Origin of the sequence: Thioclava sp. FR2 (assembly GCF_051200875.1) — a bacterium.
In the GTDB taxonomy this organism is placed as follows: domain Bacteria; phylum Pseudomonadota; class Alphaproteobacteria; order Rhodobacterales; family Rhodobacteraceae; genus Pseudotabrizicola.
The window spans coordinates 202,470-221,760 of the sequence record NZ_CP195191.1; the positions used below are offsets into that span (position 1 = coordinate 202,470).

A 19,291-nucleotide genomic window follows, 5' to 3' on the forward strand; every position below is an offset into this window, starting at 1 on the left:
CCTGACCTCCGAAGCTAGGCGTCAAACGGTATCGAGATAGAGCTCGACCCGCTCCGATTCAGAAAGATCCTCAATGTAGTGCAGCTCCTGACGCTTGGTTTGCACCATGTTGCGGATCAATTCCTTGTGCAGGAAACGCGGAAGGATTTTCGACTGTTCAAACGCATCAATCGCTGCCAACCAAGTCGACGGGATCTGCTGTAAATCCTCAACTGCATAGGCGTTTCCGGTTACCGGCGACGGTGGTTCCATCTCGTGTTCGATGCCATCCAATGCCGCGCCAAGAATAACCGCAAGCATCAGATAGGGGTTCACGTCGCCGCCTGCCACGCGATGTTCAATCCTACGGGCGGCAGGGCTGCCAGCCGGAATGCGAATGGCCGCAGTGCGGTTTTCATAGCCCCAGCAAATGGCGGTAGGTGCGTGCTTGTCTGGAACAAGACGTTCGTAGCTGTTCTGGTGGGGCGCAAAAAGCAATGTCGAGTCATGCATCGCATTCAGACAACCCGCAACCGCATTGCGCAGCATTGCGGTGCCCTTGGGGCCGCCGGAGTCAAAGACATTGTCGCCATTGTTGTCGATGACGCTGAAATGTGTGTGCAAACCCGAACCTGAATATTCAGAATAGGGCTTTGCCATGAAGCTTGCGGCAAAGCCGTGACGGCGGGCCAAGCCTTTGACAAGCATTTTGAAAAGCCATGCATCGTCTGCCGCACGAAGGGCATCGTCGCAATGCATCAGGTTCACTTCGAACTGACCAAGACCGGTTTCAGAGGTCGAGGTGTCTGCCGGAATATCCATCGCCTCGCAGGCGTCGTAGAGATCGGTAAAGAAAGTGTCAAAGGCATCCAGAGCGCGGATCGACAAGGTCTCGGCTGCCTTGCGGCGCTTTCCTGAGCGGGGGGACAGTGGCACCTGAAGGTTCTTGCCCGAATCGTCGATCAGAAAGAATTCCAGTTCCATAGCCACAACGGGTGTCAGGCCGCGGGCTTTGTAGCGCTGCACAACGGCGTTCAAGGCGTGGCGCGGATCGCCTTCGTAGGGCTGGCCATTTTCGCGAAACATCCAGATCGGCAAAAGCGCGGTCGGGGCTTCTAGCCATGGCATAGGCATGAAGCCGCGTTCAGTGGGCTTCAGAACGCCATCTTGGTCGCCTTGTTCGAAAACCAGTGGGCTGTCGTCAATGTCCTCCCCCCAGATGTCGAGGTTCAGGACCGAAAAGGGGAAACGGGTTCCGTCTTTTACCACCTTGTCGGCAAATCGCGCCGGGATGCGCTTCCCTCGAGCCTGACCGTTCAGGTCAGCGGCGGCCACTCGGATCGTACGCACTTGCGGGTGCTTCCGCAGATAATCCTTCATCATGATCGTTTCTCACCGGCAGCCCTGAAAAGGACCGCCTGAGTTCGTCCCTGTATTGATCCTTGAATCCCGTCCTAAGACAGGTCCAGGCGGGTGCCTGAATAATTTGATCAAATGTAGCGTACTACCGGACCAGTTGCGGACGCAAGCGAATTTTGCCACCCATGTTCGAAGGCAAGTGGCGGTTGAGCCGTTTGTTGATCAGCCCAAAGATGGTGATCAGGATCAGCGTCAATATAATGAAGTACACAGCCACAATCGGGTAGGGTATGAACGGGTTGAACGTCTTATCGGCGAAGTAATTCGCGTAATACAGCGCGTCGCCCCGTTGCTGGAACGCAGGAAAGCCCGAAAAGAAGACAAGCGCTGTCGAGTGAAACAGAAAGATCGCTTCATTGGTGTAGGCGGGCCAGGCAAGGCGCAGCATCGTTGGCCATTGAATGCGGATAAATCGGTTCCAGCCAGTAATGCCATAGGCATCGGCTGCTTCCAAATCACCCTTCGGAATGGACCGAAGCGCGCCATAAAAGATTTCGGCAGAATAGGCCGCCGTGTTCAGGAACAGAACAAACAAAGCGCCAGCCCAAGCCTTGGTCGTCCATGCGGTTTGTACTGTAATGCCAAAGATTTCTATCCCCGCCTTGGGCAAAAGCTGAAGCGCCTCGTAGGCCAAAAAGAACTGGATGAACAATGGCGAGCCGCGGAAGATAAAGATGAACCATTCTGCCGGTTTGCGGGCATAGGCATGTGACGAGGCCTTTGCCATTGCCAGGGCATTGGCAAGGAAAAAGCCGAAGAACAGAGCCAAGAGACCGAAATAGATGTTCCAGATCAAGCCCGAGCCGATCAAAGTGAACTGTTGGCACAGCGTAAAATCCGTCCGCGGCAGCAAACGTTCGCCGTAGCCAAGCGACCGGAACGCGTATGCGCCGATGGTTTCAAGACAGGTCATGCCGCCGCCTTTCGCATCGCCTCACCTGCGGCCGTGGCTTGCCCTTTGGAAAGCCGCGCCGCCACGCGGTTCAGGGCCACCTCCGAAACCTTGGTAAAGGCAAGGTAAAAGACCAAAAGGAACAGGAAGTACCACAGTCGCCAATCGGGATGCGGATATTCATAAGCGCTGGTTTTTGCGCCCCCCAACTCTCGGGCCCAATAGACGATGTCTTGGACGCCCAACAAGAAAAGCAAAGGCGTTGCCTTAATCAGGATCATCCAGAGGTTGGACAATCCGGGCAGGGCATAGACCCACATTTGCGGCACGAGAATTCGCCGGAACACCTGACGATGGGACATGCCATAGGCTTCGGCGGTTTCCAGTTGCGCCCGCGGCACTGCCAACATTGCCCCGTATAGGACATTGGCTGCAAAGGCGCCGAACACCAGCGCAAAGGTCACGACTGCCAAGCCAAAGCCATAGAGCTTGTGGACCGTTTGCGGAGAGCTGTTCAAAGGCACCTTGGCCTCGGGACAAACCCTGAATTCAAGACCCTGACGCACGGGCTCAGTCCAGTCAGGGCATTGAATCTGGTGGTTCAACCACTCGATCCCTTGATCAAGGGCTATCACGAAAAATAGGAAAAAGACGATATCAGGCACGCCGCGAACCATACCGGTGTACCCTTTGCCCAAGATCCGCAACGGCAGGAAATGACTGCGTGCCGCCATCGCGCCACCAAATCCGAACGCCAAGGCGACGGGTGCCGTCACCGCAAGAAGCGTGAGGACGGTGACAAAGGACCAATAGAACTCAACATGCTTGCCTGTGGTCAGGTAGCAGAGCAGCCATTGAAGGCCTTCAATCGATTTGGGATCGGCGCAAGCTGAAAACATGGGGCTGGTCCGGTCCGCGCCCATCAGAATGAGCGCGGACCGTCTTTAGATCAGAACACAGCGGCTTCTTCGCCGAACCACTTTTTGATCATGGTGTTCAGCGAACCATCATCCTTCAGAGTCTGGATGGCAGCGTTGAACTTCTCTTTCAGCTCGGTGTCGCTTTCACGCAGACCCATGCCAACGCCACCGCCAAGCTGTACTTCTTCAGCCAGAAGAACAAGTGCGCCGCCCGATTCGGCCGCGACCGGAGCGAGGTAGTCCTTATCCGCGAAAACAGCGTCAGCTTCGCCATTTTTCACGGCAGCAACGGTTTCGTCCGGGGTTGCGAATTCCAGCAGCGTTGCGCCCGACTCGGCGACATAGCCTGCTTGGATCGTGCCAACCTGAGCGGCGATCACCGCGCCTTCGCCAATCTTTGCGTCAGCGGTCAGCGCCATGTAGGCCGACGAAGCTGGTGGGATGTAGTTCTGGGTGAAGTCGATCACCTTTTCGCGCTCGTCAGTGATCGACATGCCAGCGATGATGGTGTCGTAGTTGCCAGACTGCAGGTTCGGAATGATCGAGTCCCAATCATTTGTAACCCATTCACAGGTCAGGCCGGCCAGTTCGCAGAGCTTGTCTCCCAGTTCGCGCTCGAACCCGTCAACTTCGCCCTTGTCGTTGATGAAGTTGTAGGGAGGGTAGGCGCCCTCGGTGCCCATACGGACGGTTTGGGCCATCGAGGCCCCTGCAGTCAGCGCCAGAAGCGCGGTGGCAAGCATCAGCTTTTTCATGGATGTCTCCCCTGTGGTAGCTGTTGTTATGGGTTCAGTCTAGTTTCCCGGTCGAAGAAAGGAAGCCACGCAGGCGTTCCGATTTTGGCGCCCCGAACAGGCTTTCGGGTGGGCCTTCTTCTTCGATCTTTCCCTGATGCAGGAAAATGACATGGTCTGACACGTCAGCGGCCAGTTTCATGTCATGGGTAACAAGGATCATGGTGCGGCCTTCGTCTGCCAAGGCTTTGATCACCTTGACGACTTCTTGTTCCAGTTCAGGATCCAGGGCACTGGTCGGTTCATCGAACAAAAGTGCGCGCGGTTCCATGCAAAGGGCGCGGGCGATTGCGGCGCGTTGCTGTTGACCGCCTGAAAGCTGGGCAGGCCATGCATCGCATTTGTCCACGATGCCAACTTTGGCCAGATATTCCCGGGCCTTGGCTTCAACCTCTTTCGGGTCGCGCTTCATGACCGTGACCGGGGCTTCCATGACGTTTTGCAAGATCGTCATGTGGGACCAGAGATTGAACTGCTGAAAAACCATCGAAAGGTTCGTGCGCATCCGGGTGACTTGCGCTTTGTCGGCCGGGTGCCGTGCCATGCCCTGACCTTTCCAGCGCACCGCTTCGCCTTCGAAGCGAATCTCGCCCTGCTGGCTTTCTTCTAGCAAATTGCAGCACCGCAAAAGCGTGGATTTGCCGGAACCCGACGAGCCGATCAGGCTGACAACATGCCCACGATGCGCCGTAAGATCCACGCCCTTTAACACCTCAAGGCTGCCATAGGCCTTGTGCAGGTCATGGATTTCAATGACGGGTGTGTCGGCAGTGTCTGTCACGTTGGTTCGCGGCTTTCGTTGGTCAGTTGATCAAATAGGGCGCAATAAGTGGCAGTTTGCAACGGCATTTCTGACGCGCTCAGGGCCAAAACCGAAGAAATTGATCAAAACGTCTGCTCATTCTGATCAGGTGCTGCTGGGATGGGCAAAGCAAGGTAGGCCGTTTCGGGAATAAAGGTGATCCCGCGCAGACGCAGGACACGCCGATCGTCCTGAGAAAGCCGGTCGAAAGCGGCCTCAACAGCGCCGCGACACAGCGACGCGTCATTCCCCAGTGCCGTAATGTAGGGAAGCCCCGGAGTCGGGTCGGACAACCCGACCACCCGAAGATCCTTCGCCCAGTACGTAGCAGCCGAGAGGAGTTCCCAGGTAACGGCATCAAGGGCGGCAAAGTCGGCCTTTCCATCCACAACAGCTTGGGCTGATGCAGCGTGAGATCCGGTCCGCAATCTTGGCAAGAGGGGCAGGTTGCGAGCATCAAACCACGCCTTTACCGCGGCCCAGCCAGATTGCGAAAGGCCTTCATTGAAAGCGAAATCTGCTTGGCTGAAATCGTCGGGAAAGCTGCGCGCGTCTTCTCTTCTGACCACAAAAACAGACCGGTAATACCCAGGCGGACAACCTGCGACGCCATAGTCAGGCGTACAGACAAGGGTGACGTGGTCGTGCAACTTTGCCCGGAACGGCAGGCCGCAGGTCTGCGAAAAAACAAGATCAGGCGATTCCCATGTCGCCCAATAGGCGTCATCGCCACGGGTCAGCCCTGCCGGAGCAGAAATGCCCCGGCTGCGCAACTCATCTCGGATCAGCGCCCAAAAGCGGTCGTTCGCCGCGTGCATTTCCGGGCGGTCGTACATGGCGAGGGACGCAATCATTCCTTGGCAGCCCTTTGTCGAGCAAGGGCACTGTCTACGTCGCGCAAGCCAAGAAGATCTGAAACGAGGCGCAAAAGCGCGTCTTCTTCTGAGTCCCGCAGACCATCCGCCAAGGCGACAGACCAAAGCGCCTGCATCATCGCGGCTCGATCCTCTGGGTCCGTCGCAGCTTTCAGCGCACGGGTGAACCGCACAGTGTCCGGAGCCGCGGCTTCCAGCTCTTCCGCTTCGGTCCGCAATGCTGCGGCTTGGAACGGGGAAAGGCGGTGATGTTCAGCCAAGACCTTGTCGATGCGTGCAGTTTCGGCAGCGTCGTATTTTCCATCAGCCTTTGCGACCCGAACCATCAATGCGGCAAGAGCGATGCGCGCATCCGGTTCGGGAAGACGTTCAGGGGCGGGGGCCAAGAGGCGGTTGAGCAAGCTTTGGATCATTAACCTGACATACGCAGGCAGCGACCGTTCAGCAAGTGGGGCGCCCGATTTGCGATTGGCTCAATCGTCAAATCGGGGGCCTCGCTAGGTTAGCCTTGGCAATAGGGCTGGCTCTTGGTCCATGCCGCCATATCAGCACGCTTGGAGGCGCTGCGGAACGGTGCCCAGTCACGTCCGATCCCGCGGTTACCACCGCCTGCCACCAGTCCGTCTTTCGCCACTTGGGACGACATGATCCGAATAGCACAAGCCAGATTGGCCGAACCGTTCTTCAATTCAGAAACGGTTTTTGCAGAACAGCCATAGTTCTTTGCCGTACGTGGGTCGATCTGCATAAGGCCAATCCATTTCCCACCGCCGCCCGAAGCATTCGGGTTCCAAGTGCTTTCATGTTTGGCGGTCGCTGACAGCAGACCCACCCAAAATGCGCGGCGGTCTTTGACCGAAGCGGTTTTGTAGCCGGGGCACCAGCCTTCGATGTCAGCCGGAATTTGCTCTGCCAGCTTGTCGTCGGCCATAGCCACCACGTTCATCGAGCTTTTGGTCCATTCCGTTGCTTCAGGGCGGTGATCCCACCGCATGGCAGGCAACGAGTCGGTTTCGGTCGAAGGCTTGGAAGCAGCGACGCATCCCGTCAGGGACACGGTTGCGACGAGAATGGCAGCAAGGGCAAAACGCATTTTAAAGGCACATCTGTTACACCGCCCGTCAGGTGGACGACCCGGCGGATTCACCCTGTTCTTGCGATTCAGACAAGCCTAGCTTGGTCGTATCGGCGGCATTCCGCCTTTGCAGGCCTTGCTCCTCGCCTTCCGGCCCCCTAAAGAACGCAGAAGACCAAAGGGAGACGACCCATGCTGGACCTAACCTATGAAGCCCCGACGCCCAAGGTGATCGCTGGCGCAAAGCATGATTGGGAACTTGTGATCGGGATGGAAATCCACGCGCAGGTCAGCTCGAATTCCAAGCTGTTTTCCGGGGCCTCGACCCAATTCGGGAATGAGCCGAACTCGAACGTTTCGTTCGTTGATTGCGCGATGCCGGGTATGTTGCCGGTTATCAACGAATATTGCGTGGAACAGGCCGTTAAATCGGGCCTTGGACTTAAGGCGAAGATCAACCTGTTTTCGGCTTTCGACCGAAAGAACTATTTCTACCCGGACCTGCCGCAAGGATACCAGATTTCGCAGCTTTACCATCCCATCGTGGGCGAGGGCGAAGTGATCGTGGAAATGGGCCCCGGCGCAGCGCGTCGCGTACGGATTGAGCGCATCCACCTTGAGCAGGACGCTGGCAAGTCGATCCATGACATGGATCCGAACATGTCTTTCGTCGATTTCAACCGGACGGGCGTGGCCCTGATGGAAATCGTCAGCCGTCCCGATATTCGCGGGCCGGAAGAGGCTGCGGCCTATGTTTCGAAATTGCGCCAGATCCTGCGCTATCTGGGCACTTGTGATGGCAACATGCAGAACGGCAACCTTCGGGCTGACGTGAACGTGTCGGTCTGCCGTCCCGGCGCCTATGAGAAGTATCAGGAAACACAAGATTTCTCGCATCTTGGGACGCGCTGCGAGATCAAGAACATGAATTCGCTGCGCTTCATCCAGCAGGCCATCGACTACGAGGCCCGCCGCCAGATCGCCATTTTGGAAGATGGCGGCAAGGTCGATCAGGAAACCCGGCTTTACGATCCCGACAAGGGTGAAACGCGGTCGATGCGGTCCAAGGAAGAGGCCTATGACTACCGCTATTTCCCTTGCCCCGATCTGCTGCCACTGGAGATTGAACAGGGTTGGGTCGACGACATCGCTGCACGGATGCCGGAATTGCCCGATGCCAAGAAAGCCCGCTTCATGCAGGACTTCGGCCTGACCGATTACGATGCCAATGTGCTGACAGCGGAACTGGATGCCGCGAATTTCTTTGACGAAGTAGCCAAGGGCCGTGACGGCAAAGTGGCCGCCAACTGGATCATCAACGAACTGTTCGGGCGATTGAACAAGGAAGGCAAGTCGATCTCGGAAACTCCGGTAACGGCCGCGCAACTTGGCGGAATGATTGATCTTTTGGCCAAAGGTGAGATCACCGGAAAGATGGCCAAGGACCTGTTCGAACTCTTGTGGACCGAAGGCGGAGACCCTGCCGAGGTGGCGGCAAAGCATGGCATGAAGGCCGTGACCGACACCGGGGCAATCGAAAAGGCGCTGGACGACCTGATCGCGGCGAACCCGGAACAGGTGGAAAAGGCCAAGGTCAACGCCAAGTTGGCAGGCTGGTTTACGGGCCAAGTTCTGAAAGCTACGGGTGGCAAGGCCAACCCGGCTGTGGTGAACCAGATGGTGGCACAGAAACTGGGGATCTAACTTCTTTCTCACTGCTGAGTTTTGTTGAAGCCCCCGTTTTTCGGGGGCTTTTTCATTGCTTTGGCTTCCGCAGGAATTACGCTGCGCAGGTGTGTATTTTTGAGGGTACTATGTCGGCAACGATTTATTATTCCCGCAATCCAAATCCGCGACTTGCAGTCGCTACGGCGCGCTATCTGAATGCCCCGGTGGACTTGGTCTGGGCCGCGCCCTTTGACCCTTCCCAGTCTGATTTCTTTCGCAAACTCAACCCGATGCTGCGGATCCCTATTCTGGTTGAAAACGGGAAGTCGCTTTGGGAGGCGGATGCGATTGCATGTCGTCTTTCCCAAATGGTGCGCTCTGATTTCTGGAGAATGGATGATGAGATGCCGGAACTGATCCGTTGGATCAGTTGGGGTAGGGCCAATTTCGTGCAGGCTTGCGATATGGTGAGCTTTGAGTTGGGAACGAAGCTGCGCTATCGCATTGGCCCTGTCGACCCCGAGAAAGAGAAGGAGGGACGGGAGTTCTTTGCAGAAACGGCGGCTGTCCTGAACGATCATTTGACTGGCCGGGACTACCTGCTGGAGAGCGGGATCAGCTATGCCGATTTTCGGATGGCAACATTCTTGCCGTTCAATGACGTGATGAACCTGCCGTTGGCAGACTTCCCTGGTCTCTCGCGGTGGTATGATCGGCTGTTGGACCTGCCTTTCTGGAATGACCCATTCGTGGGAATGAATGCACCAGAATTGCCCGAAATTCCGCAGAAAAACCCATAAATTGCGGTTTGGCGCAGCGGTTCCCACCATATGAAGCGCTGTTGCGCCCGCGCCCTTTTGGTTCGAAAATATAAAGCCAAGCCATGGACTTATGAGGCGTTGCTACTATCCTGTGTAACGATATGCGGGGAGAACATTCGATGCAGCGCTTTCAGTACAAGGTCATTCCGGCACCTCGTCGTGGGGAAAAAGCCAAGGGAGCGAAAACCACCGAAGAGCGCTTTGCCGTTGCCTTGACCCAAGTGATGAATGAGTTGGGCGCCGAAGGTTGGGAATATGTTCGCGCCGATACCTTGCCATGTGATGAACGGGCAGGGCTGACGGGCACCAAGACGAGCTATCAGAACCTTCTCGTGTTCCGCAGGCCCTTGGAAATTGGCGAAACAACCCATGCGCCGGAACCGGCGCCTGTGCTGACAACTGTTGCGCCTGAAGGCCCGAAGCGGTCTGTTGGGGCTGCCAATCCGCCCGAAGGATTGGCCCCGAAAGTCGGTGGGGCCACGACCGATATGGCGGCAGAATAGGTCTAGTTTGCGGCCGTTATGGCCAGAGGCAGAACCTCTTCCAAAATGCCCAGCGCCGCATCGTCGCCCAGAGAGATGCGGATACAGCGGTCCAGCGGGGCGACGCCGGGCATCCGGATAAAGACGCCTCGCGCCACAGTTTCGCGCAAGACGGCGCGGGCGTAATCGCCATCGCGACCGCAATCGACCGTCACGAAATTGGTTGCGGATTCAAGAGGTTGCAATCCGTTCTGATGGGCGATCTCGGCGACGCGGGCGCGGCCATGGGCGATCTTTTCGCGAACCTGGTCAAGCCAGGGCTGATCTTGCAGGGCTGCCAAAGCGCCGATCTGGCTGATCCGGCCCATGCCAAAATGGTTGCGCACCTTGTCGAAGGCAGTGGCAAGGTCGGGATTGGTGATCGCATAACCGACACGGGCGCCAGCCATGCCATAACCCTTTGAAAAGGTGCGGAAACGGATCACCTGAGGGTGGTTCGGGTCGATCTGCGGAATGGTTCCCGCGGGGGCAAGGTCGGAATAGGCTTCGTCCAGCACCAGAAGGCTGTGCTCGGGCAGGTTGGCGACCATGTCTTCGATGACTTCGGCACGGTGAACAGAACCCATCGGGTTGTCTGGGTTTGCAAAATAAATGAGCCTTGCCAAAGACTTGTGAGCCGCATCCAGCAGCGTCTGCGGGTCTTCGTGATCGCCCTTGTAGGGCACGCGCGTGAGCGCACCGCCGAAGCCCGCGACATGGAAGTTGAAGGTCGGATACGCACCCAGAGAAGTGACCACGGGCGTGCCGGCTTCCAGCGTCAAGCGGCAGATCAGCCCCAAAAGACCGTCAATACCGCCCCCGACAGCAATATGCGCGGGCGTCACCCCATGATGGGCGGCAAGTGCTTGTTTCAGATCATGATTTTCTGGATCGGCGTATTTCCAGACCTCTTCTGCTGCAGCATGCATCGCGGCAATCGCCTTTGGCGAGGGGCCGAAAAGTGACTCATTCGCGCCAAGGCGGGCACGAAACGGGAAGCCTTGCAGGCGCTCTTGCGTCTCTGGCCCCACGAAGGGCACGGTGGAGGGCAGGGCGGCGGCGTGGGGTGTGAGAAATCTGGTCATGATGGGCGGAGATTGGCGGGAAAGGGCGGGTCGGGCAAGCCCCCGTTTGCGGTGATCGCCCCGTGGTCTTCCCGTGGTTAATATGTATGTTTTGCGTGGTTTATCCGTGGTCACAGCCATGCCACGGGAGATAAGGGGTTTTGCCGATCGGTCGGGTTGGGATTTGTGGTGAAATCTTTGCCAAGGCCGAGTGCCGCTGACGGCATCCGCCCAGCCAAGTCGCGAGGGAGCAAGTCCGGATATAGTGCGACACTTGGGACACCCCACCTTTGCATCAGCGCCCGTTAATGGCCTTCGTCGTTTGATTTACTGGACCCGCGGCCCCCGGATAATCTAGGATGACGGTAAGGCAGTTTTGTCTTGCGTCGTTTGAACCGGTCTTGCGGATGATGGGTTGGGCCGTGCATTAGGATAGAACTGTGCTGGAAATCTGGGTCGCCGCTGGGTCACGATTTCCTGAGACGAACCTATTATACTTTTGAAATTTCGTGGTTTTGTGTAATCTGTAATTAATTTGAATTGGGAGTTCTGGTAATGTCCGCTCGAAATTTGTTCGTTGCGTCGATGCTTTCGGCCCTGATTGTTTTCCCGTCCGCTGAGGCGAATGCGGCGGGAGAGACCACCGATGCAAGCCTTCGGTCTTCTTATTCTGCCGCTGAAACAGCCCGCGAAGATGCGAAGACGCCCGCTGAGATGCTTGCTGTGATTGGGCAGTATGAAACCCTTGCCGCTGCTGGCCATGCCTCATCTGCTCTTCGGCTTGGAGATATCTACTTGCAGGGAACGCTGGTAGACCAAGATCTGAACAAGGCGGCTGCCAATTACCAGCGCGCAGTCGATCTGGGGCATACATTGGCGCTTTCCAAATTGGGCAGATCCTTGCTGGACGCCGGACGTCCTGAAGAAGCCTTTACGGTCTATGAGCGCGCGGTCAGGGAAGGGGTTCCCGGAGTATCAATTGTTTGGGCCAAGCTGCATTTGCGCAATGCTTTTGGTGCCAAGTCCGATCCGGCGCTGGGTTTAAGTGAGCTGGAACGGCTGTGGGCCGAGGGCGAAGAGCAGGCCGGCGTTGCGCTAGCTGAGGCTTATCGTGTCGGTTCGGATGGCGACACGGAACTGAAAGAGAGCATTCAGATTCTGGAGAGATTGGCGCAGGGCGGCGATCCATTGGCCACCGAGAAACTGGCTTTGTACTACCGTCAGGGCTATGGCGTTGAAGGCGATCTGGGTAAGGCAATTTCGCTATACCAAGAGGCCGTTGCCAAGGGACGGACGTCGGCATTGATTGGGCTTGGCACAACGCAACTCAAGGCGGGTGATGGCCCTGCCGCGCTGGCAAGTTTTCAAAAGGCGCAGGATGCCGGGTTCAAAGACGTGGGACTGAGAATTGCCGTTGGGCATATCACCAAGGCGTTCGGTTCGGCGTCGAATGTACAGGCGGGTATCGACGTCCTTCGCCCTGCCGCAGAAGCCGGTGACGCGAATTATGCGAAAGCGGCGCTTGATTTGCTGGCTGATGGCAAGAAGTTCTTGCTGGATATTCCGAAAGTCATGCAGACCGCCGAAGAGGCTGCCGCGAATGGCGATGGCGGTGCCGCCTCGGCTTTGATGAAGTTTGCCCGGCAGAAACCGCGGCTGGTCGACAACCCGGTGGAAGCGCGGAAGCAGTATCTGGAAAAGTACCGTGACATTCTTCCGGAAAGGGCACTGGCGACAGAAGAAGTGGCACTTGTCTTTGAGGGGCGGTCGTCGCGGGCTGCGCGTCCTGAGTTGTCAAAGTTGCTTGGAGGTTACACCGGCGACACCTACCAATACGGGCTTCAGCAAGTGTTCTTTCGCGACAAGGAGGCTTATACCTACCTCGTTCAGCAGGAACTGTCGAAACTTGGGGTCTATAGTGGGCCGGTCTCTGGGCGTTTGAGCAGCAGAACGATCAGGGCCATTCTACGGTTCTGTAATTCGAACGGCATCTATGATGAATGCATCCACGGCCCGATGCGAGGGACGGCAATGCGTCAGATTGTTGATGCGATCGGTCGCGCACGTCCGGCGGTGGACGGCTGAAACATCCAGGGCGCCGGGTCAGGGCTAAATCTTGACCCGGGCCGTTACCACCAGTTTCTGGGTCAGGAAATCGCGATCCGTCAGATTTGGATAACGTGCCCTGATTTCATCGGTCAGCCGAAGGCCGCCGTTTTCGGGCTGTGTCGGGATCTCTTCAGAAGTTTCGATGTCGAAATACCGAGAAGTTACTTCTAAAATGTCGTCCAGACGGATCCGGTTCAGCCCCCGAGCGATATAATGCGTCGGGTCCGGTTCGTAAGCGATGTGCGCCCAATCTATATAGTCTTTTTGCTCTATATTCTTGGGGTCAATCGCGTTGAGGCTTTTGGGCGAAAGATTATGCCCGTTCCATGCGTAGAAATTTTGATGATTATAGAAAATCTTTCCGCCTTCGCGGAGACGCGAGGCTATTGCTTGGAACACCTCGTCGATTTGAAGCAGATGTTCAGTGACATTGTGCAGCGTTGCAATGTCAAAGTTACGTTCATTCGGCAGGGATTGAATCGGCTCTGGCGTGATTTTCCAGGGATGAAGCAATGCTGCTATTTCGCGTGGTGTCCAGCCAAAGGCTTCTTTTGTCTTTTCCGTTAGGTTTTTAACCCGATCCTTGTCCAGGTTAATAATCGGATCAATTCCAAAATAGCTTTTTGCGCCGGCCGCAAGATAGCCAATGCCATGAAGTCCGGAACCGCAGCCGACATCTAATACATCTTTTCCGCGAACAAGCTCCTGAATTTTCTCTGGCCATTTTATGTAACCGTAAGAAAGGGCTTGTTCCATAAGGGCCGGTTGGAAACACTGGCCACGCCACGGTTTGTCTGAATTATTCACCCAATAGGCGCGCATCATATGGGCCAGACTGCGTGCCATATTGATTGCACCGGGCTGGGTACCAAGGCTTGTGTGGTGGAATGAAAACATCTCGTTGAACAAGTCAAGACGATCAGTTGGTACATCCCGGACCATCAATCTTTTTGCCGCTGCGTCCCAGATGACGATTGAATTCGGATCCTGGGGCATATCGGACAGCAATTCATAAGCGCCGATCCAGTTACCATTACCGATATGTTGGATCATGGATGCGACCTGCACCACAACGCTTCCTTCGGTGCTTCCTGTGGCGGGAGCCGACACCAAAGACTGTTTTGCATGCGCGTCAAGATGATCGAATTCCGGGCCGGGCCTGAAAGCGAGCGTATTGCAATTTTTGTGCGCTGGAATGTCGCTGCGGACAATCGCGCCAGCATCCAGCAATTGATGCACCATTAGAACGAGATCAGGAATCGAGGCAGAAAGGGCGTTCTTGAAAAGAACAATGGTTTCAGGTTTTACGTTTCCCTGCAGTTTCTTAAGCACAGCAAGCGCCATTTCCGGGGTCTTGGGTGCGTCGATCATGCAAAAATCAATCGGCCCGCCCGACCATTCGAAATCGAGCATGTCGGTTTCATGCACGGTGACCGAATGGTTGCGTGACTGCATGTTCTTCTCGAAGAACGAACGGAAGGACTGCCCGGCTTCTGTCAGTCCCGGAACCTTCTTCGCGTGATCGGAGGTCCAAAGGAAATTGTCGACCACATGGACGTGGCCATGCGCGGCCAGTCGGCTTGTGACGCTGCCCAGCCAAGGGCCAAATTCAAGGATCACTGCGTCTGGCGGAAGCGAGCTTAGATGCTTTTCAAGTAGATCGATATCGACTTTACCGATCATGCTGGGAATCTCGACAGGAATTGCCGTCTTGATTGACTTGCGAGTTCTGCTTGGTTGAGCCATATTCTGAGGAAGTCTCTGGGAGATCATTTTGGCAGACCATACGCCATCTCTGACTTTGGCACAAGTTCGCTCAATTCTTGTAGATCTTTGTCGCGAAAATAATACTGCAAAGGCACTTGCGACGCTTTCGTCGTCTGGTTTCAATGTTTTGGAGCAGCCCAGCCTTTGGGAGATTGTTGCAAGAGCTTGCCTTAGAGTAGGCGATATTAAAACAGCTGAGATTTGTTGTGAGGCGCTATTTGATTCCGATCACCTTCATGGCGATTTAGCAGTTTCATACGGAAACATATTGCTTGGACTTGGAGAGCTTTCCCAAGCCGAGAACGTTATTGGAAGAGTTTTTGGAAGCGCGCCTTCTTATGGCCCGGCACAACTCGTATTATTCAAGGTTTACGCGGCCTCTGATCCTGACCGGGCGCTTTCGCTTGTCTCCTCGATAAAGGATAGATCAATTGACGTGGGGATATTGCATTTCGATCTGTTGCGAAATCAGAACCGCATCGAGGAAGCAAGCACCCTATTGAATGAGCTTCAGAAAAGATTTCCTGACGAGCGGCGTGTTGCCATTCGCACGGCAAGACTTGAGGAACGACGCAGGGATTGGGCGGCTGCGATTGAACTCTGGGAGGACATTGCAAAAAGGTTCCCCCAATTAGCGACGGAAGCGCGACTGAAAATCATTCAGCTTCATGCGCGGTTTGAACAAATGGAACGCTCGGCGCGATCGGCTGCCGAGATACTGATTTCATCGGATAAGACGCAGCCAGACCTTGATCTTATTTCGCGCATCAATTTGCTTTCAAGTTTTTCCCAATCTGGCGCAATCATTGATACGATTGTGAACGCTGCGTCTGTTCATGATCGGCACCGCCATTCGCCAGAGACATGGGACGATCTGGCGACGTTCCTTCTTGATTCAGGGCAAGTTGGCATGGCTGCCTGGCTTGCAGGGCAGGGGGTGAATGTCGGGGGCGCGGCTAGGGCGGTACTGGAAGAGGCGCGGCCCTATTTCAATCTGGACCGCAGGTCGATGGACCGTGCGGATATAATGTCCCAAGTCATTAGTCCCGCAATTCTTTTGTCGGATATTGACCGAATTGCGGTGCCGGAGGACGTGTCTGACCCTGCGGCCCCGATGCTGCTGATTAACGCGACTTTGGCGGCCGGTGGTGCGGAACGCCAGTTTGTTCTGCTGGTCAAATCTCTGCTGGAGGCTGGTCTGGCTCCTGAGCGGGTTCACGTTGGGCTTTTTTCAACGGCAGCGGATCGGGGGCATGCCCATTTCAAGCCTGCGCTCGAGTCTTTAGGGGTCACGGTTCATGATCTTGAGGCGCGAACGGTAATTTATGGGGCGTTGGATCAAGAGGAGCGGGCACGGCTTGGTTTAATGCCCTTGCGTATTCGGGCCGATGTCGCCCCCGTCATTGATTTGTGCCGGGAATTGCGTCCCGCCGTTATTCATGGCTGGCAGGACCGATCCTCTATCGCCGCCGGCTTGGCTGGCGTCATGGCGCAGGTGAACCGGATTGTTCTGGCCGCCCGAAATATGCAGCCGGATCGCAGGATGCTTCAGGATCGTGACGCGTTTCGGGACATCTATGGAATGCTGTGCAAGCGTCCAAACGTGGTGATGACGGCGAATTCCGAGGCGGGCGCACGCGACTATGAAAACTGGATCGGGCTTGAGCGTCATACGATCACGGTGACGAGCAACGCCATTGATCTGAGCGAATTCCCGGTTCTTGCGGGCAAGCCGCTGAGGGGTAGAAAGCGCCCTATTGTTCGGATTTTGGGGGTTTTCAGACTGGCGGCGAACAAGCGCCCGGAGCTTTGGATGCGGACGGTTGCCGAATTGCGTCGGCGTGGCAATTTGGAGGTCCGGCCCCGCATTGTGGGGAATGGGCCGTTCTTGAGTGAAATTGAAGCCCTTCGAGAAGAATTGGGTCTGAAAGACCTGAAGATCGAGAGCCATTTGTCGAAAGCAGAGGCGATCTATGGAGGCGCAGATGTTCTGCTGTTGATGTCGCGCGTCGAGGGGACGCCGAATGTGGTGATCGAGGCGCAATGCTGCGGATTGGCGGTCGCTGCCTGTGACGTGGGGGGCGTGCGTGAGGCGATGATGCCGGGCAATCTTGTTCTGGACCCGGATATTGAAGCCGAAGCGGCCGCTGTTGAAATTGAGAATTGGATCAGAAGCCTGGACACTGCCCAACGGGCGGAAAATGTAAAAGAGGTGCGGCGCAAGTATGACATTTCGACCTTGGCGCAAAGGGCCTTGGGTCTTTACGGAATTCAGTCTGCAGGTGGTGATATTTGATGGAGGTTGGAAGCGAGAGGCCCAGACTGAGCCTGTACTGCGAAACCAATGACCGCCTTGTCCCCATATTGGTGGACGACTTGGAGATTTGTCGCGCCAGCGAAGTTTATATGGCGTCAGAGCAGGTCGGCATGGACGTTGGGGTCAGCCTTTTCGCAAGTCAGACGGCGTTCTTGAGCCGTGTTTTTGCCGGGCAGGTCAAAGGCCGGTTTGAAATTGTGCTGCGCCGGTGTTCCAAAACCGGCACGCCCGTCGAATGGGAGCAGGGGTTGATGCTCTTGTCGGCTGTTTTGGACAGGATGCCGCCAGAACACTACGTCTTGCACGCGTTGACCCCTGATTCAGCAGCCGAGTTCGCAGGGCATTTGAAGCACCCCGTCCGCGCCCTGACGGCATCGGCGGAGAGGCGCGCGGATGATCCTCGCAAAGCCGTGACGGTGGATGAGGCCCGGGGCTCTCTGTACTGGAATGGGGCGGGCGTTGATCTGGATGCCTGGAACTGGTCGCGGCTTCGCCGGGCGGTGCGGTTCGACCTGAGCAGTGCGATGAGCGATGACCTGCGGGACATTTGCGAATACTGCAATGAACACCCAAACCCATCACATCGGCCCGCACAGGCAACCTATCTGATTGTTGTGCCGAACGGGGTGGGGCTTGGCCATCTGACCCGGATGATGGCCATTGCAGATGAGCTCATGGCCGAGAAGGGTGCTGGAAGGATCGAGTTCTGGTCCTTTTCGCAAGCCGCGGGCGTGATTGATCGCGCGGGATACCCGGTCCATTTGCGGCACAGTGTAAAGCTGTTGGGCTGCAACGTGGATGACTGGCATTTTTGGGAAAAGGCCGATCTGGTGCAAACCCTTCGGCGTTTGAAACCGAGAGCGGTATTGGTCGACGGGAGTGAGCTGGATCTGAGCGTCATTGAGGCGATCAGGGACCCATTATGCGGTGCGCCCGATCTGGTTTGGGTTCGCCGCGGGATGTGGAACAAACGTAGCAGCCGTGTGACCCTTGGCGGGGCGCAATATGCAACTTCTGTTCTTGTGCCTGGCGATCTGGCTGAGGCAGTGGATGATGGCCCGACGGTTGACGTCGATCCTTTGACCCAAGGACTGTCGACGACTTGGAAGACCGCTCCGGTCATCCTGTCTCTTGGCAATGAGCCGATGGCGCGAACAGATGCAAAGTCGGCACTGAAGATCAGCCGGTTCAAGTTTCGGAAAACATGTCTGGTCAGTTTGGGCGGCGATGCCTTTGATCTTTTGGGCAGGCTGACCGAAGATATCCGCGACGCGGCGCACGAGGCCCGAGTGGACTTGATCTGGGCGCAATCGCCTTTGGCTCCGGTGCCCGATATCTTGGCGGGACTACCCAATGTTCGAAAGATTTATCCCTTGGGGCGCTTTCTAAATGCCTTTGACGGGGCGATTTCCGCGACTGGGTACAACAGTTTCCATGAATTGCTGTGTCTGACCGAATTTCCGGTGCTTTTCGTTCCGATGGTCGATCAGCGGTTGGACAGCCAAAGCAATCGGGCCATTTATGCCGCAGCTCAAGGTTGGTCTGATGTCTTGATCTCTCAGAACCGCGCAGAGATCCGTCCAAGTTTGGCACGGTTCTTCGAAAAAGTGCGGCGTGGCGAACGGATGGCGTCACGCCCGCGACCGGAAAATGGCGCCATTGAAATGGCACAGCGCATCGCAGAACTGGGGGGGAGGGGTTAACATGGCAGAAGGTCTTGACGATCCCCGTGTCCCATTCGTGACGTTGGACCAGCAGTTGCAGCGCAGCAGGCGGCTGGCGCAGTACGAATTCCGCTCAATGCTGCAAGAACTCAAATCTGGCTTTGCGTTGGATCTGGAGGTCAGTTTCGGTTCTCGTGACGCGGTCACAAGGCCGATTGAGCCGATTTCCACAATCCAAAGCAGGGCGCAACCCGGGGCACGCCCGTTGCAGCCGCCATTGGGGGCCATCGTGTCCCATATGACGACTGGCGTCGATTTGGTGGCCGGGATTTTGATTGAGGAAACGGACAAAACGCAACTGGCCCTTAGCCTGACCGATTTCCTGACCGAACATAACCATGAGCCATTCTTGCGCCCGATCTTCTTCTGCAAGAGCTATGCGCCAATCCCATTGCTGGCTCGGTATGGTTTCCTATGCGTGCCGGTTCGCGAGGAAGATCCTGTTGATGTGGCGCGGGCTCTTGCCGATAGATTCGGTATTTCGCAGCTTCGGCGGCTGCGCGATGGCCGGCTTTTGTGGCAAAAAAACCAGCCATAATTCGAT

17 protein-coding genes are annotated in these 19,291 nt (G+C 56.2%); 7 read left to right on the forward strand and 10 right to left on the reverse strand.

All coding sequences use genetic code 11. From position 1 onward, the window contains the following. Positions 1–21: 21 nt before the first annotated feature. From ACSBLW_RS00950 to ACSBLW_RS00985, 8 genes are all read right to left on the reverse strand, one after another. Positions 22–1,359, reverse strand: coding sequence for a glutamine synthetase family protein (locus ACSBLW_RS00950; RefSeq protein WP_435259998.1), 1,338 nt, complete (start codon positions 1,357–1,359; stop codon positions 22–24). Between the two features lie 124 nt (positions 1,360–1,483). After that, positions 1,484–2,311: an ABC transporter permease subunit gene (locus tag ACSBLW_RS00955; protein ID WP_435258385.1), complete on the reverse strand. Its 828-nt coding sequence runs from the start codon at positions 2,309–2,311 to the stop codon at positions 1,484–1,486. Then, complete coding sequence (locus ACSBLW_RS00960; RefSeq protein WP_435259999.1) at positions 2,308–3,189, reverse strand: ABC transporter permease; 882 nt, start codon at positions 3,187–3,189, stop codon at positions 2,308–2,310. Before ACSBLW_RS00960 ends, ACSBLW_RS00955 begins: the two co-directional genes overlap by 4 nt. A gap of 50 nt (positions 3,190–3,239) precedes the next feature. Then, a complete protein-coding gene (locus ACSBLW_RS00965; RefSeq protein WP_435258386.1) occupies positions 3,240–3,965 on the reverse strand; it encodes a transporter substrate-binding domain-containing protein in 726 nt (241 codons plus the stop codon). Positions 3,966–3,999: 34 nt separating this feature from the next. Continuing rightward, positions 4,000–4,785 (reverse strand): ABC transporter ATP-binding protein, encoded by a 786-nt coding sequence (locus ACSBLW_RS00970; RefSeq protein WP_435258387.1) that lies wholly within the window; start codon positions 4,783–4,785, stop codon positions 4,000–4,002. Between the two features lie 104 nt (positions 4,786–4,889). Continuing rightward, a complete protein-coding gene (locus ACSBLW_RS00975) occupies positions 4,890–5,660 on the reverse strand; it encodes a phosphate/phosphite/phosphonate ABC transporter substrate-binding protein (RefSeq protein ID WP_435258388.1) in 771 nt (256 codons plus the stop codon). Further along, positions 5,657–6,094 (reverse strand): TerB family tellurite resistance protein, encoded by a 438-nt coding sequence (locus ACSBLW_RS00980; RefSeq protein WP_435258389.1) that lies wholly within the window; start codon positions 6,092–6,094, stop codon positions 5,657–5,659. The genes ACSBLW_RS00975 and ACSBLW_RS00980 overlap by 4 nt, the downstream gene beginning before the upstream one ends. An 89-nt stretch (positions 6,095–6,183) precedes the next feature. Further along, the gene (locus ACSBLW_RS00985; protein ID WP_435258390.1) at positions 6,184–6,774 is read right to left on the reverse strand and encodes a transglycosylase SLT domain-containing protein; all 591 of its coding nucleotides are present in this window, start codon (positions 6,772–6,774) and stop codon (positions 6,184–6,186) included. Between the two features lie 174 nt (positions 6,775–6,948). Between ACSBLW_RS00985 and gatB the strand changes: the two genes are divergently transcribed. From gatB to ACSBLW_RS01000, 3 genes are all read left to right on the forward strand, one after another. Further along, entirely contained in the window at positions 6,949–8,460 is a 1,512-nt protein-coding gene (gatB, locus tag ACSBLW_RS00990; protein ID WP_435258391.1) for an Asp-tRNA(Asn)/Glu-tRNA(Gln) amidotransferase subunit GatB, read from the forward strand. A gap of 110 nt (positions 8,461–8,570) precedes the next feature. Further along, positions 8,571–9,224 (forward strand): glutathione S-transferase family protein, encoded by a 654-nt coding sequence (locus tag ACSBLW_RS00995; RefSeq protein WP_435258392.1) that lies wholly within the window; start codon positions 8,571–8,573, stop codon positions 9,222–9,224. Between the two features lie 140 nt (positions 9,225–9,364). Next, positions 9,365–9,748, forward strand: coding sequence for a DUF4177 domain-containing protein (locus tag ACSBLW_RS01000; RefSeq protein WP_435258393.1), 384 nt, complete (start codon positions 9,365–9,367; stop codon positions 9,746–9,748). Between the two features lie 2 nt (positions 9,749–9,750). Here ACSBLW_RS01000 and ACSBLW_RS01005 read toward each other — a convergent pair whose 3' ends face one another. Further along, a complete protein-coding gene (locus tag ACSBLW_RS01005) occupies positions 9,751–10,851 on the reverse strand; it encodes a pyridoxal phosphate-dependent aminotransferase (protein WP_435258394.1) in 1,101 nt (366 codons plus the stop codon). A 534-nt stretch (positions 10,852–11,385) separates the two neighbouring features. On the opposite strand from ACSBLW_RS01005, the gene ACSBLW_RS01010 reads away from it, so the two are divergent. Then, a complete protein-coding gene (locus ACSBLW_RS01010) occupies positions 11,386–12,915 on the forward strand; it encodes a tetratricopeptide repeat protein (protein ID WP_435258395.1) in 1,530 nt (509 codons plus the stop codon). 24 nt (positions 12,916–12,939) lie between these two features. Here the strand turns inward: ACSBLW_RS01010 and ACSBLW_RS01015 are convergent, their stop codons facing one another. Further along, on the reverse strand, positions 12,940–14,685 hold the full coding sequence (locus tag ACSBLW_RS01015) for a class I SAM-dependent methyltransferase (RefSeq protein WP_435258396.1): 1,746 nt from the start codon (positions 14,683–14,685) through the stop codon (positions 12,940–12,942). A gap of 706 nt (positions 14,686–15,391) precedes the next feature. On the opposite strand from ACSBLW_RS01015, the gene ACSBLW_RS01020 reads away from it, so the two are divergent. Genes ACSBLW_RS01020 through ACSBLW_RS01030 form a run of 3 tightly spaced genes read left to right on the forward strand, consistent with a single transcriptional unit; the run spans position 15,392 to position 19,285 of the window. After that, entirely contained in the window at positions 15,392–17,002 is a 1,611-nt protein-coding gene (locus ACSBLW_RS01020) for a glycosyltransferase (protein ID WP_435258397.1), read from the forward strand. Further along, positions 17,002–18,726: a hypothetical protein gene (locus ACSBLW_RS01025; protein ID WP_435258398.1), complete on the forward strand. Its 1,725-nt coding sequence runs from the start codon at positions 17,002–17,004 to the stop codon at positions 18,724–18,726. The genes ACSBLW_RS01020 and ACSBLW_RS01025 overlap by 1 nt, the downstream gene beginning before the upstream one ends. Position 18,727: 1 nt before the next feature. Then, positions 18,728–19,285 (forward strand): hypothetical protein, encoded by a 558-nt coding sequence (locus ACSBLW_RS01030; RefSeq protein WP_435258399.1) that lies wholly within the window; start codon positions 18,728–18,730, stop codon positions 19,283–19,285. Positions 19,286–19,291 lie beyond the last annotated feature (6 nt).